Origin of the sequence: uncultured Bacteroides sp. (genome assembly GCF_910585845.1) — a bacterium.
In the GTDB taxonomy this organism is placed as follows: Bacteria; Bacteroidota; Bacteroidia; order Bacteroidales; family Bacteroidaceae; genus Bacteroides.
In genome coordinates this window covers 1-13,283 of the sequence record NZ_CAJUHF010000009.1, presented here as the reverse complement: position 1 = coordinate 13,283, position 13,283 = coordinate 1, and the positions used below count along the sequence as shown (strand labels likewise).

11 protein-coding genes are annotated in these 13,283 nt (G+C 48.0%); 1 reads left to right on the top strand and 10 read right to left on the bottom strand.

The genetic code is table 11. The annotated features are described in order from the left end of the window. Positions 1-333: 333 nt before the first annotated feature. The 5 genes from QZ323_RS04235 to QZ323_RS04215 form a co-directional block, all read right to left on the bottom strand. Positions 334-1,548, bottom strand: a complete 1,215-nt coding sequence (locus tag QZ323_RS04235) for a site-specific integrase (protein ID WP_294633087.1) — start codon at positions 1,546-1,548, stop codon at positions 334-336. A 520-nt stretch (positions 1,549-2,068) separates the two neighbouring features. After that, positions 2,069-4,297 (bottom strand): ATP-dependent RecD-like DNA helicase, encoded by a 2,229-nt coding sequence (locus tag QZ323_RS04230; RefSeq protein WP_294633086.1) that lies wholly within the window; start codon positions 4,295-4,297, stop codon positions 2,069-2,071. Positions 4,298-4,520: 223 nt separating this feature from the next. Continuing rightward, positions 4,521-6,530 (bottom strand): alpha amylase C-terminal domain-containing protein, encoded by a 2,010-nt coding sequence (locus tag QZ323_RS04225; RefSeq protein WP_294633085.1) that lies wholly within the window; start codon positions 6,528-6,530, stop codon positions 4,521-4,523. Between the two features lie 28 nt (positions 6,531-6,558). Then, positions 6,559-7,005 carry a YhcH/YjgK/YiaL family protein gene (locus QZ323_RS04220; RefSeq protein ID WP_294633083.1) on the bottom strand — a complete coding sequence of 149 codons (447 nt, stop codon included), beginning with the start codon at positions 7,003-7,005 and terminating at the stop codon, positions 6,559-6,561. Between the two features lie 39 nt (positions 7,006-7,044). Beyond that, positions 7,045-7,710, bottom strand: coding sequence for a DUF2461 domain-containing protein (locus tag QZ323_RS04215; RefSeq protein WP_294633082.1), 666 nt, complete (start codon positions 7,708-7,710; stop codon positions 7,045-7,047). 303 nt (positions 7,711-8,013) lie between these two features. Here QZ323_RS04215 and QZ323_RS04210 point away from each other — a divergent pair, with 303 nt between their 5' ends. After that, entirely contained in the window at positions 8,014-8,247 is a 234-nt protein-coding gene (locus QZ323_RS04210; RefSeq protein ID WP_294633078.1) for a hypothetical protein, read from the top strand. Between the two features lie 149 nt (positions 8,248-8,396). Here the strand turns inward: QZ323_RS04210 and QZ323_RS04205 are convergent, their stop codons facing one another. The 5 genes from QZ323_RS04205 to QZ323_RS04185 all read right to left on the bottom strand — a co-directional run bounded on the left by QZ323_RS04205 (position 8,397) and on the right by QZ323_RS04185 (position 13,185). Then, positions 8,397-10,094, bottom strand: a complete 1,698-nt coding sequence (locus QZ323_RS04205) for an alpha-amylase family protein (RefSeq protein WP_294633076.1) — start codon at positions 10,092-10,094, stop codon at positions 8,397-8,399. Positions 10,095-10,104: 10 nt separating this feature from the next. Then, a complete protein-coding gene (locus tag QZ323_RS04200) occupies positions 10,105-10,932 on the bottom strand; it encodes a patatin-like phospholipase family protein (protein ID WP_294633074.1) in 828 nt (275 codons plus the stop codon). Between the two features lie 47 nt (positions 10,933-10,979). Next, positions 10,980-11,375: a phosphoribosyltransferase gene (locus tag QZ323_RS04195; RefSeq protein WP_294633072.1), complete on the bottom strand. Its 396-nt coding sequence runs from the start codon at positions 11,373-11,375 to the stop codon at positions 10,980-10,982. A 23-nt stretch (positions 11,376-11,398) separates the two neighbouring features. Further along, positions 11,399-11,908 carry an ECF transporter S component gene (locus QZ323_RS04190; RefSeq protein WP_294633071.1) on the bottom strand — a complete coding sequence of 170 codons (510 nt, stop codon included), beginning with the start codon at positions 11,906-11,908 and terminating at the stop codon, positions 11,399-11,401. 155 nt (positions 11,909-12,063) lie between these two features. Beyond that, entirely contained in the window at positions 12,064-13,185 is a 1,122-nt protein-coding gene (locus QZ323_RS04185) for a DUF362 domain-containing protein (protein ID WP_294633069.1), read from the bottom strand. Positions 13,186-13,283 lie beyond the last annotated feature (98 nt).

Below are 13,283 nucleotides of genomic sequence, written 5' to 3'. Positions count from 1 at the left end.
AATTCCACCTTATTATATAAGGTAATATCCGAGGGAAAACACCCTCTTTTTCGTACTTCTCTCATTAAGAGAAGTACGAAAAAGTAGAATGGAGTTGATTATCAACGGATAAATAATATCGTATTTGATTATTTGCAAAACATATTCATATTTTTATAAAACAAGTCAACATTCAAAAATATAAATTTTTATGTATTTCTTTGGGCGATTCCGTCTTTTTCTCTAATTTTGCGCTTGTAATACTTCTCTTAATGAGAGAGTTGCCGTTTTATTCTGCAAAACGGCAACTTGTGATATAGACTGATTGGATTGCGCAAAATGCTTCTTTTTTGATTATTTGTCGGTAAATAGTTTCAATACAATCGAATTGGCTTTATCCACAGACGAGGTGTCTAACGATGTCAAATAGATTCTCGTGGTTCTTTCCGAATCATGTCCCAGGGCTTCACTGATGGTGGAAACCGGTATGTTTTTACTTTTGGCAATGCTCGCCCAAGTATGCCGCGCGACATAACTTGTCAAGGGAATCCCCAGGCCAAGTTGTTCCCCGATTTTCTTTAGCTTGTTGTTCACCAAATGCGAGGCGTTTTTGTATTGTTTCCGCTTGTCCCTGTCCATGTCGCGGATAATGGGCAACAGATAAGGACTGCTTGCCGTATCATATTTGTCGATTATATCCTGCATAGGTTGTTCCCACTTGATCGAGAGCTGTTGGTTGGTTTTCTGCCGACGATAGGTCAGGATTCCATTCTGCAAGTCTTTCTTTTTCAAATATGACATATCCACGAAGGACATACCTCTCGTATAGAAAGAGAACATAAAGAGGTCTCTGGCATAATCGAGTAGGGGGGAGAGGGTAAGGTCGAGTTCCTTGATCTGCCGGATGACTTTTATAGTCACAGCACGTTTGACGGTCTTATCAATTCCGGTATAGACGTACTTGAACGGGAATCGTTGCGTGGTCAGTTTCTTTTCTACTGCACGGTTGTAGATAGCTCGTAGGTTGCGCATATAGAAGGAAACCGTATTTTTGCAGATTCCGTTCTCTTTGAGCCACGTTTCGTATTCTACTATCAGGGCGGAGTCCACATCATCCAAAAATAAGTCCTGCTCTTTCCGGAAACGCTTGAAACTGCTTAAGACGGTGGTGTAAGTATCGGCTGTTCTTTTCTTACCGATCTGTTTCAATTGGCTGGTGAGCTTTTGGGCAAACCCGATGAAGCCGTCATCGTCTTTAGATCCATTGGAAAGTTCTACAATCTTGTCTACCGAATAGTTGTTACCCGTTTTATCAAGGCGGGTAATGATGCCTCTTAATTTTGAGGATTCCGCAGCCAATGCCTCCTTCACCGACAATAGGTAGTCGTGTCTCAATGGATCATTGTCTGTCAGGATGATTTCCGAACCGGCGGTATCCCATTCATGTTCGAATATCTTATAGCCGGTAGCTATCTGTCTTGTAATCCTGTCGTGGATTACTTGAAAGAACAATGTTCCCTCCTTGCCGGGTTTGGAAGAAGTGCGGAATTTTGCTTTTACTGTTGCCATAAAATTAATGTAATAAGTGTAAGAAGTATGTGTATTGGTAATATCCTTTTGCTGTCATGGGAATCATTATATGGTGCAAAGATACAGCCTGGACAATTAGCTGAGAACAGATTAAATATAGGAGTATCCAACATCGGTTTTTAAGAAGAAATATCGTATTCTCCTCCGGTTTAGGCATCTACGGACGAGAAGAATGAAAATCCGGTACAAGGTTTTTGGCAAAAGGGTGTGTGGACTGATCGAAGCGATAAACGGCTATGTAATGAAGTGTTTTTGCTTACTAAACGCAACTATTTTTGCATTTAGTATTAGAGCCTGTTTAAATTTCCTTCAAAAAGAACTCTCAAAAGAAGGTTGAAGAAAATTCAAACAGGCTCTTGGTGTTATATTTTTGTCTTATCTTGTTACATTGAGGGCTTTTCCAAAAATGCTCAATAACTCTTTTCTCTTGTTTACTATCTTTCCCAAATCAAGAGAAGTTATAAGCTCACGAGTGTCATATAAATATGATGTGATGATTCTACTTTTTCCCATATTCGGTTCTCGCTTCTGCCACCATATCATAGTCTGTTTGCATAGGAAGCACATATCCTTTAGGTTGTGTGGCACTGCCGGATTGTGTCAATGCAGGATTAAGCCGCTCCTTCAATTTCGTGTTACGTTTCAGCACCGACATATTACGGATGGCGAAGGATAATGCCTTTTTCGTCCCTACCAATACACAGATTTTTTTGGTACGGGTGATACCTGTATAGATAAGATTGCGTTGGAGCATCACATAGTGGGTCATCAAAACCGGCATAACGACTATGGGATATTCCGATCCTTGCGACTTGTGGATGGTCGTTGCGTATGCCAAAGTCAGTTCGTCCAGCTCCGAGACTTCATACTCCACCAACTTGCCATCGAAGTCCACTTGCAAAGTTCGGTCTTCCAAGTTCACTTTTTCCACATATCCCAAGTCGCCATTGAACACATCCTTGTCATAATTGTTGCGAAGTTGCATCACCCGGTCGCCTTGGCGGAAGGAATAGCCACTGCGGTTCAGTGCCAACTGGGAGGTGTTCAGTACGGCTTGTAAGGCTGTGTTCAGATTGGCTGCACCGACCACACCCCGCTGCATGGGAGTAAGGACTTGGATGTCGCTTGCCGGACGGTTATAGGCTTTGGGCAAGCGTTCCTTTACCAATTTGACGATAGTTTCAGCCACCTGTTCCGGTTCTTCTATCTGTATAAAGAAGAAGTCGGTCTGCTTGCCGTTGCTGATGTCGGGAAATTGTCCCTTGTTGATGGCATGGGCACTCATGACGATTCGGCTGGCCTGTGCCTGTCGGAAGATGCGTGTCAGACGGATGACGGGAATCTTTTCGGAATCAATGATGTCACGGAGCACGTTTCCGGCACCCACACTGGGCAACTGGTCGATGTCGCCCACCAATACAAGGCGCATATCCGCAGGCAAGGCTTTCATCAGGTTGTTCATCAGGATGATGTCTATCATGGAACATTCGTCCACGATGAGCGCATCTCCTTCCAACGGTTTTTCGTCATTGCGCTTGTAGCCGTCTTTCGGATTGTATTCCAAAAGTCGGTGGATGGTCTTTGCTTCCATACCTGTCGCCTCGCTCATGCGTTTGGCGGCACGTCCTGTAGGTGCGGCAAGCAGGATACTTAGTCCCATACTCTTCAGGGCTGCGATGATTCCTTGTGTGGTGGTGGTCTTTCCTGTACCTGGACCACCTGTCAACACCATTACCTTGGATGCGACTGCTTCGCGGATGGCTTCCACTTGCACTTCGTCATATTCGATGCCGGAGGCTTTGGAAATAGCATCAATGTCTAATGTCCTTTGGAAGAGATTGCTTTCCGTATTATTCAATAGTCCACTCAGGCGATTGGCTGTTCCTACTTCGGCATAATAGAAGGGTGGCATATACAGAGCGTCACCGTCTTGTATCAAGTCTTCGCTTTGTAACATTTCTGCCATTGCCTGACGGATGGGTTCTTCGTCGGCTTCCAACAATTCGATGGCTGCTTTCAGGAGTTGCTCCTCTTCGGCATAGACGTGTCCTTCTTCGGAAAGATGGCTGAGTGTGTAGGTAATGCCACTTTTGCAACGGCGCAGGTCATTCTTCTCATAACCCATCTTGGCAGCTATGCTGTCTGCGGTCTTGAAGCCGATTCCCCAAATGTCATCTGCCAGTTTGTAAGGATTGGCTTTTACGGTATCGATACTCTCTTTCCCGTATTGCCGGTAGATTTTGGCTGCGTATGCGGTGCTGGCTCCATAACCTTGCAGGAAGAGCATCACGTTCTTGATGTCTTTCTGCTTTTCCCAACTCTCTGCTATCTTTTCCACCCGTTTCTTACCGATGCCGGGCACTTCATAGAGTCGTTCAATGTTGGTCTCAATCACGTCAATGGTTTCCAATCCGAAACGGCTGACGATAAGTTGGGCGAACTTCGGGCCGATGCCTTTCACCAATCCGCTACCCAGATATTTCTCTATGCCGTAGATGGTGGCAGGCATGACTTCCTCCCAGCTCTCTGCCACGAATTGGTTGCCGTATCGCTTATCCACTTTCCAGTTTCCTTCGCATAGCAATACGCTCCCTGCCGGTACCTCCAGCAGGTTGCCAACAAGGGTTACAAGGTCATCGTATCCTTTGACCTTGACTCTCATTACCGAATATCCGTTTTCGGGATTCTGGTATGTGATTCGTTCTACTACACAGCGGAGTTTGAGCATAAACTATTTATTTATGATATGATACGTAAATATATGTCTTTCAGAAATAAATTGCCATCACTAATCTTTCCATATGGCGTTTATACATAAAGTCCCCCAAAAGTTTTATGTCTCTAACTTTTGGGGGCTGTTCATAGATAGTTGTAGCAGGGGTAAATATTCCACTTCAGGCGTTATTCGCACGCCCTCTTCCAATGGAAAGCGTGTAACCCCTCTTTATCTTTTATTTGGCCTTTTTCAGTATCACCGCAGTACGTGCAGGGAGATAGAGCTTCAGCCATTCTTTTTTCTCCTTTGCATACAGCGGGTCGGGCAGGGTGAAGTGTTTTACGGTATCATCCGTTAATCCGTTGCCGCCATAAGCAGGGTTGTCCGTATTCAATACGACCTCATACGTTCCGGGAGGTACCAGGAAACCGTAACCGATAAACGATTGCTTCGGATTGAAGTTGAATACAAAGATATGGTCTCTGCGCATGTATGCCAATACCTGATCGCCGTCATTGTGCCAGATCTCTTGAATGGGAGTCGTCTGGAAGGTTCTCATGCTTTTGATCGTCTTGAGCATGTCCGCATCAAAATCCGCCATGTAGTGGTAGGTGAGGTTTTTGTTGTCCACCAAGTCCCATTGGCGGCGGGCGTATTTGCAAGACCAACCGTTGCCTTCGCGCGGGAAGTCAATCCATTCGGGATGTCCGAATTCGTTGCCCATGAAGTTGAGGTAACCGCCGTTGATGGTGGTCGCTGTCAGCATGCGTATCATCTTGTGGAGGGCGATACCACGGTTGACGATGTAGTTTTCGTCACCCTTCTGCATGTGCCAGTACATGTCGGCATCTATCAGGCGGAAGATGATGGTCTTGTCGCCTACCAAGGCCTGGTCGTGGCTCTCTGTGTAGGAGATTGTCTTTTCATCCTTACGGCGATTGGTCACTTCCCAGAAGAGGCTGGACGGTTTCCAGTCTTCGTCGATCTTTTCTTTGATGGTCTTGATCCAATAGTCAGGGATGTTCATTGCCATGCGGTAGTCGAATCCATAGCCGCCGTCTTCAATTTTGGCAGCCAGTCCGGGCATGCCCGACACCTCTTCGGCGATGGTCAGCGCTTTCGGGTTCACCTCGTGAATCAGCTTGTTGGCAAGCGTCAAGTAGCAAATGGCATTGTCATCCTGATGGCCGTTGAAATAATCCTGATAGTTACAGAAGGCTTCGCCCAGTCCGTGGCTGTAATAGAGCATGGAGGTCACGCCGTCGAAACGGAACCCATCGAATCCATACTCTTCGAGCCAATATTTGCAGTTGGAGAGAAGGAAATGGAGGACTTCATTCTTTCCGTAGTCGAAGCAGAGCGAGTCCCAAGCCGGATGCTCGCGGCGTCCGCCGGAATAGAAATATTGGCACGGATCGCCGGCAAAATTGCCCAATCCTTCCACTTCGTTTTTCACGGCATGCGAATGGACGATATCCATGATTACTGCGATACCCAATCCGTGTGCCGTGTCAATCAGCTGTTTCAGCTCGTCCGGTGTACCGAAACGGGAGGAGGCGGCAAAGAAGCTGGACACGTGATAACCGAAGCTGCCGTAGTAGGGGTGTTCCTGAATGGCCATGATCTGGATGCAGTTGTATCCGGCTTTGGCTATGCGCGGGAGCACTTTCTCGCGGAATTCGTTGTATGTACCTACCTTTTCTTCCTGTTGCGCCATGCCGATGTGGCATTCGTAGATCAGGAGCGGGTTGGTGGACGGTTTGAACGTGCGCTTCTTGACTTTGTAGGGTTTTTCCGGAGCCCATACCTGTGCGCTGAAGATCTTGGTCTGTTCGTCTTGCACGACACGGGTGGCCCAGGCGGGGATACGTTCTCCGCAACCACCTTCCCAATGTATAATGAGCTTATACAAGTCACCATGCTTTATGGCGTCGGCGGGAAGTTTGATTTCCCAATTGCCGTTGTTTTTGCGCTTCAGGCTATACTTCTTCTGTTCCTTCCAGTCGTTGAACGTGCCGACCATGAAGATCTGCGTGGCATTGGGTGCCCATTCGCGGAAGATCCATCCGTTTGCCGTGCGGTGTAAGCCGAAATATAAATATCCTGAGGCGAAGTCAGACAAGGTCTGTTTCCCTTTGTTTGTCAGCTCGGCTTCTTTGGTTAATGCGTGCTGATGGCGGCCGATAATGGCGTTTGCATAGGGTTCCAGCCAAGGGTCGTTTTTGATTAAATTCAATGTTTCCATAAAGGATGATTTTTTGGATTGGAATAGGTTATGCTTTCACTTTCACGATGACTTTCTTCACTCCATCGGGAGAAATGCCGGGAGCGTGTCCGTCTTGTGGAAAGAAAATAGCAAACATTCCGGGTTTTACGGTGATGTAGGTTTCTGCCAGCCCCTCGAAGAAAGTGATGTCTTTTTCTGCGTTGTAGGGGGCATCGGCAGGCACGCAATCTTTTCCGGCGGTATAGCCCATCACTTCCGGTCCTGAAAGCGGTATCTGGATGTCGATGAAGTCGTTATGTGTTTCCAGTTTGGCCTGTTCTTTAGTCTTGGGAGAGGTCTGAGCCACGTTTACAACCAACTCTTTGCCCTTCAGTTCGGTTTTGCCCACTTCCATGGCGTTTAAGTCGTGTGACTGCAGGAATTCAACGGCTTGTGCGAACAGAGGGTTCAGCGATACGTATTTGTCTAAGTTTTCTAATCTATCTACTACCATAGCTTTAATGTTTTAAGTTAGTTATTTATAGTCACAATTTTATTCGAAATCATCAATCGTATAGTTCAGGAAATCGGCAAAGGGCTTCATCTCTTTGAATATTTCCGCGATACGTTCCGGACTATCCGGTTCGGTGAAGAAGCTCTCCGGCTGGTGGCAATAACAGGTATATTCCTTGCATTTCAAATAGTGTATGTATTCGAAATCTTTGGGAAACCCTTTGGGAGCCGTTTTCAGGAAGTCTTCGCCGATTGTGGGGAAGTATTGTTTGAAAGCGGGGTTCTCTACTATGCCGCGGAATTCGTCAATGTTGTCATATATCGCCTGTCGCACGGCTTTCAGGGTCTTCGGTGGCAGGCAATAACTGCCTCCTGCCAGCAGGCAATTGTCCGGTTCCAGATGGACGTAATAGCCGCAGTGGTCCGATTTCTTGCCGTGGGCATTGATATATCCGCCCATGTGGGTTTTGTATGGGGTCTTGTCCTGCGAAAAGCGCGTGTCGCGATAAATACGATAAGTGCAATCTTTGGCTTGTACGCCGCGAATGCTTTCGTCAAAAAGCGAGATTCGGGCGATGACAGCCGACAACAGGTTCTCAAATTCATGGCGGGCTTCTTCGTACAAGTCCTTATGAGCATTGAACCATTCGCGGTTGTTGTTGGCGGACACTTCTTTCAAGAAGTGGAGAATAACAGGGATGTTCATAACAATATATTCCTTATTATCTGACAAATTTACGCATAATTTTTCTAACATGCTACAAACAGGGACAAAAAAAGCATCGGCTCTGGTAAACCGATGCTTTTTACACATTTATCAATCCAACAGACGCTTCTGTTTTTTTTGATGTACTTACTTGTCGCAAGCGAGTACGTCTCTTGTAATTAATCTTATATCTAATACTATGAAAAACACACCTATATAACATCGATGCAAAGAAAATGTTCGCGGAAACAAAGACTTTTTTTCATTAGTTCGTATCTTTGTCCTATAATTTATAGCGAACGTATGGAATATCAATATGATGAGGAGAGCATAAACGCTCTGATGAAATGGGCTGAAAACGGACAGTTCCCTAATGAGTTGCGACTCAGTGAGTCTGAAAATATTGTGAATCTGAGGCTGTATATACAAGCGAACCTGTATGATATCCGGGCGCATTATCCGGATGCATTCTATAATCCAGCCATCAACCGACTGTATCGGATAAAGGAAATGCTGGAAGCAGGAGGACAGGGATAGGAACGGATTCGTCTCGTGGGATGGATGATTTCGCCTTACGAGACGAAAAAATCCGTCTCACGAGATGAATGATTTCATCCCACGGGACGAAAAAATCCGTCCCGTGAGGCAAAAAAAGGTGGTTTCCGTCAGTCGGAATAACTGTGGTTTCAAAACTTTATTTTCAGTATCTTGCCACTGTAGCCTTCCAGTGCCACTTCCGTAGCCTTGTAGGGCAGGAGGCTGATGTTTTCCGTTTTGCCCGTCAGCAAATCGGTTGCCGGATAAGTGTCTATCTGTGGCAACTGCAAGAAGTCGAAGGCATGTGCCGGAACATTTACGGCTACATCCACCGAGACATGGTCGAAGTTCACGATGATGAACAGCAACTCATTGCCTGCCTTGCGCAGGAAGGCATATTGCTTGTGCTCGTTGAAACGCCAGCCGTTGACGTTGGCATACATCAGGTCGAAGAATTCGCCGCTGGTTATTGCTTTCTCTTCATTGCAAAGCGTCAAGATGCGCTGATAGCAGCCATACAGTTTCTTCTGTTCTTCGGTCAGCATTTTTCCGTCGAAGTTGCCGCCGTTTCTCCAGCGACGGATGGTGTCTACGCTCCAGTAGTCGAAGATGGTGGTCCGTCCGTCTCTGCCGCTGAATCCTTCGCAGTCCATGCCTGGTTCTCCAAACTCCTGTCCGAAGTAGATCATCATCGGGTTGGTGTTCATGCAGGCTGAGACAATCAGTCCCGGAATTGCCTTGCGCGGGTTTCCGGCGAAGAAGTCGGAGGCGATGCGCTGTTCGTCGTGGTTTTCCAGGAAGTTCAGCATCCGTTTCTCGATTCCGTTCAGTTGTTGCCACGAACGGGTGATGGCGGTGGCGGAATCATATCCGCAGATGACGTTGCGGAGCGTGTCGTAAAGTCCCACTTTGTCATACAGGTAGTCGAACTTGCCGCGGAACAGGTAGTTATGGTATTCCGCCGGATTGTAGACCTCGGCGATGAACAGCAGGCCTGGATGTTTCTCCTTCACCTGAGGAATCACCCATTCCCAAAACTCCACCGGCACCATCTCAGCCATGTCGCAACGAAAACCGTCGATACGCTTGTCCGCCCAGAAGAGGAGGATGTCCAGCATCTTGTGCCAAGTGTCGGGGATAGGGTTGAAGTGCCGTGTCCCGCCGTTCTGATAGTCCACGCCGTAGTTCAGCTTGATGGTTTCGTACCAGTCGTTTATGTTGGGATAGGCATCGAAGCGATTGTTGCCGGTTGCCTTTGCCGGATATTCCTTGTAGGGCTCGGCGGCAGCGCCTTTCATGTCGAACTGCCCGTGCAATTCGGCTTGGGGAATGTAATAGAAATTGTTGTAAGGGCTGAATGCGTATGCCGAATCGTCATTGGCTCCCAGCTGGGAGGTGCCGTCCGGTTGTGCATCCGAATGATACTGACGTGCTACGTGGTTGGGAACAAAGTCGATGATCACTTTCAGCCCGTTGCGGTGTGTACGTTGCACCAGATTCTCAAATTCCCTCATGCGTCCCGGTACGTCGTTTGCCAGGTCGGGGTCTACGTCATAATAATCCTTGATGGCATATGGCGAGCCTGCTTTTCCTTTCACGATGGCAGGATGGTCGGGACGTATATTATGGATTCGGTAATCCGTCTGCGTGGCATGCTCTATGATGCCGGTGTACCAGATATGGGTGGCTCCAAGCTTCTTGATTTCGGCCAGTGCCTTGTTGGTAAAGTCCGCCATCTTGCCGCAGCCGTTTTCGGTTATGCTTCCGTTGTGGATGCAGTGATTCTGTTTGTTTCCAAACAAGCGCGTGAATACTTGATAGATAACGATTTTTTCTTCTTTCCCCATCTTCTTACTTTTATGGTTTTACAATAGTTTCTTCTTTCCATACGGAACCTTTGCTCTCCTTCAGCCGTTCCAACAGGGTGTTGGCGACGTCATATCCTTGCATGAATATTTTCTCCGCTTTCTCCAGCTCGGTGTTGCTGTATCCGTCCAGGTTGTAAGGTTCTATCAGCAGGTCCGCCTTCTCGCGTTCCGGAAAAGTGTTGGCGCGAAACATGAAGTGATAGGAGCGCATGGCAATGCTCACAATGTTCATCTTGTATTTATTTGCCATGAGCGGACTGACGTTGACTGCCACCACGCGGTTGCAAACGTTCTGGATGGTGGAGACCGGAAGGTTCATCAGTACGCCTCCGTCCACGTAGTACGTGCCCTCTATTTTTACGGGTGAGAAGAGTACGGGCATGCAGCAGGAGGCTGCTACACGTTCGGCTATCGACCCCTTGTAGAACTGGACGGAACGTCCGTGGTCAAGGTCGGTCGCCGTAATAATGAGAGGAATCAGCAACTCCTCCATTGTCTTGGCTTTCAGGTTGGACTTCAGGAAGTCGATAAATTCTTCCAACTCGAATAGTCCCACTTTGGGGATGACCAGTTTGGTTAGGTCTTGAAACTTATGTCCGGCGAAAAAATCCAGCACCCGGTGCGGTTCGTTACCGTCGGCATAGAACACGCCGGCCAAAGCGCCGGCGCTCACACCCGAAAGGATATCGGGCTTGATGTCATGTTCCAGCAAAGCCTGCATCACCCCCAAGTGGGCAAAGCCTTTGATAAAGCCGCCACTCAGGGCGAAACCGATGGGGTACTTCTTCGTGAACCGGTTGTTTTCTCTTGTTTCCATTTCAAGAATCTACCATGAGTTAATCCGGCACGAAGTTAGTGATTTTCTTATATTATCCAAGGAAACTTGAAACATGTTTCATCAAACAAGGCATAATCGGCGGTGCCGTTTACTGCGAATGTCTTTATCAGACGTGCTCCTTTCAGCAGTTCGCATGCCAGGCGGATGGTGGAGCCGGTCTTTATCCGGTCGTCCACCAGCAGGATGCTTTTGTCCTTGAAATCGAAATCTATCGGTGCCAGCAGGCGGGGAGCATCGTACTTGGGATGCTGATATTCGTCTCTCAGGTTGATGCGTAGCAAGTGCACCTCCTTCTGTAGCCGCTGGTTGATGATGCCTGCGGGAACGATTCCGCCGTTCGCGATTGCCACGATGAGGTCGAAATCATCGTGGAACTCGATTGTGCGGAAGCGTTCCATCACTTCTTCCATTGTTTTTGCCATACGTTATGGGGTAAGTCTTGCGATTAATACTTGGAGATGGCTTTCAGCAGGGCATAGCCGCCGAACCACTGTATCAACATACCCGGAACGCCTATACGAAAATCTTGCACGGCAGTGAAGAAGTTGCCACACAATGCCCACTCGAAGGCTGTGCCTACTACCTGATAAGCCAGGATGACACCAAGCAATGCCATCAGTGATATGCTCTTGGTGTGACGTGCGGCAAGTGCGGCTGCGCCGGCAAGCAAACTCGATTTCACCAGTATGGCGGCGAGTGCGGCTGCGGCGGGCATACCGAACAGCAGATGGTTGATCATCGGAGAAACCAATGCAGTCAGCAGTCCTACGCGGAAGCCGAATTTATAGGCGGCAATCAGCGTGAAGAAATAGATGGGTAGTAACGTCGGTCCTCCCAGGGGTACCACATGGCAAAGTTGCGGCAATGCGATGTTTCCTGCAACGAACAGGAGTGCGAACAAATAGGTTTTTACGTTACTGAACGATAAAGAGTAGAGTTTAACTGACTTTTCCATTATTCTATTATTTAAGTTTTATTTGATGATTAATCGGTCTCTTTTCGAGATACAAAAGTAGGGGAAGCGTACACATTCCGTTTAAAGTATTGTATCAATCCCTATAAATTCTGTATCTACATGGTTGTTATGAAGGCATTTTAGGGTAAAAAGCATTAAATCTTCACCAATTCATAATTCATTGTGCCCAATCCGATCTTCTCGGCATGACGCAATCCTGCCAGCCAGTCCGTATCCGGATGCATCAGGTGGAACTTGTCGTGCCCGCACAGGTCGTCGTGCTCATGTCCGGCGGACAGGGCGTTTCCTGTGTGCAGGATGGGTGCCTGAATCACCATGTCGGCACAAGCTTTGTCCAGCGCCACGGGGTCGGTGGAAGCCAGGATGCCGAGGTCGGGGATGATGGCGGCGTCGTTATGGTTCCAGCAGTCGCATTCCGGCGACACGTTCATGATGAAGCTGACGTGGAAGTTCGGCTTGTTCTTCACCACTGCCAGTGAGTATTCGGCAATCTTGTAGTTCATCCGTTCGGAGGTATCTCCAGCGCCCATCACGGCACCATCGTGCTGGCACAAGGCGACGCATTGTCCGCAACCCACGCACTTGTCGTAGTCTATTTCCGCTTTGCGTCCGGCGTTCAGATGTACGGCGTCGTGGGCGCAGTGTTTTACGCAGATGTTGCAGCCGATGCAGTTCTCCGTCTCAATCTTGGGCTGGGCGGCGGAGTGCAGTTCCAGTTTGCCTGCCACGCTGGCGCATCCCATGCCCAAGTTCTTCAGGGCGCCGCCGAATCCTGCCTGTTCGTGTCCCTTGAAGTGGTTCATGCTGATAATGATGTCGGCGTCGGCAATGGCAGCGCCTATCTTGGGAGCTGGGCAGTATTCGCCATCCAAGGGGATTTCCCGGCAATCCGTACCCTTCAGCCCGTCGGCAATGATCACTTGGCACTGGGCGGATATGGGGTTATAGCCATTCTCCATTGCGCTTTGCAGATGGTCTACGGCGTTGGCACGACGGCCGGAATAGAGAGTATTGCAATCCGTGAGGAAAGGTTTCGCGCCATTCGTGCGCAGCAGGTTTGCCATGCGTGCCGCATAGTTGGGGCGCAGATAAGCAAGGTTCCCTGGTTCGCCGAAGTGGATTTTGATAGCGACGAAACTGTCTTTCAGAGGTAGTTTTTCGATGCCGGCACGCTTCACCAGACGCTCCATCTTGTCAAGCAGGTTGGAAGTAGGAGAGGTACGTAGGTCTGTGTAGTAAACTTTTGCTGTTTCCATAATTGTTGTTTGTTCTTATAATTGTATGCAAAAATAGCAGATATTACCTGTTGGTTGAATTAAATTAGTGAATATTTTATCTGTCCAATCGGACGGTG

Coding starts and splice junctions, on each gene's coding strand:
- QZ323_RS04235 (WP_294633087.1), bottom strand. CDS start 1,548: ATGGCAACAGTAAAAGCAAAATTCCGCACTTCTTCCAAACCCGGCAAG.
- QZ323_RS04230 (WP_294633086.1), bottom strand. CDS start 4,297: ATGCTCAAACTCCGCTGTGTAGTAGAACGAATCACATACCAGAATCCC.
- QZ323_RS04225 (WP_294633085.1), bottom strand. CDS start 6,530: ATGGAAACATTGAATTTAATCAAAAACGACCCTTGGCTGGAACCCTAT.
- QZ323_RS04220 (WP_294633083.1), bottom strand. CDS start 7,005: ATGGTAGTAGATAGATTAGAAAACTTAGACAAATACGTATCGCTGAAC.
- QZ323_RS04215 (WP_294633082.1), bottom strand. CDS start 7,710: ATGAACATCCCTGTTATTCTCCACTTCTTGAAAGAAGTGTCCGCCAAC.
- QZ323_RS04210 (WP_294633078.1), top strand. CDS start 8,014: ATGGAATATCAATATGATGAGGAGAGCATAAACGCTCTGATGAAATGG.
- QZ323_RS04205 (WP_294633076.1), bottom strand. CDS start 10,094: ATGGGGAAAGAAGAAAAAATCGTTATCTATCAAGTATTCACGCGCTTG.
- QZ323_RS04200 (WP_294633074.1), bottom strand. CDS start 10,932: ATGGAAACAAGAGAAAACAACCGGTTCACGAAGAAGTACCCCATCGGT.
- QZ323_RS04195 (WP_294633072.1), bottom strand. CDS start 11,375: ATGGCAAAAACAATGGAAGAAGTGATGGAACGCTTCCGCACAATCGAG.
- QZ323_RS04190 (WP_294633071.1), bottom strand. CDS start 11,908: ATGGAAAAGTCAGTTAAACTCTACTCTTTATCGTTCAGTAACGTAAAA.
- QZ323_RS04185 (WP_294633069.1), bottom strand. CDS start 13,185: ATGGAAACAGCAAAAGTTTACTACACAGACCTACGTACCTCTCCTACT.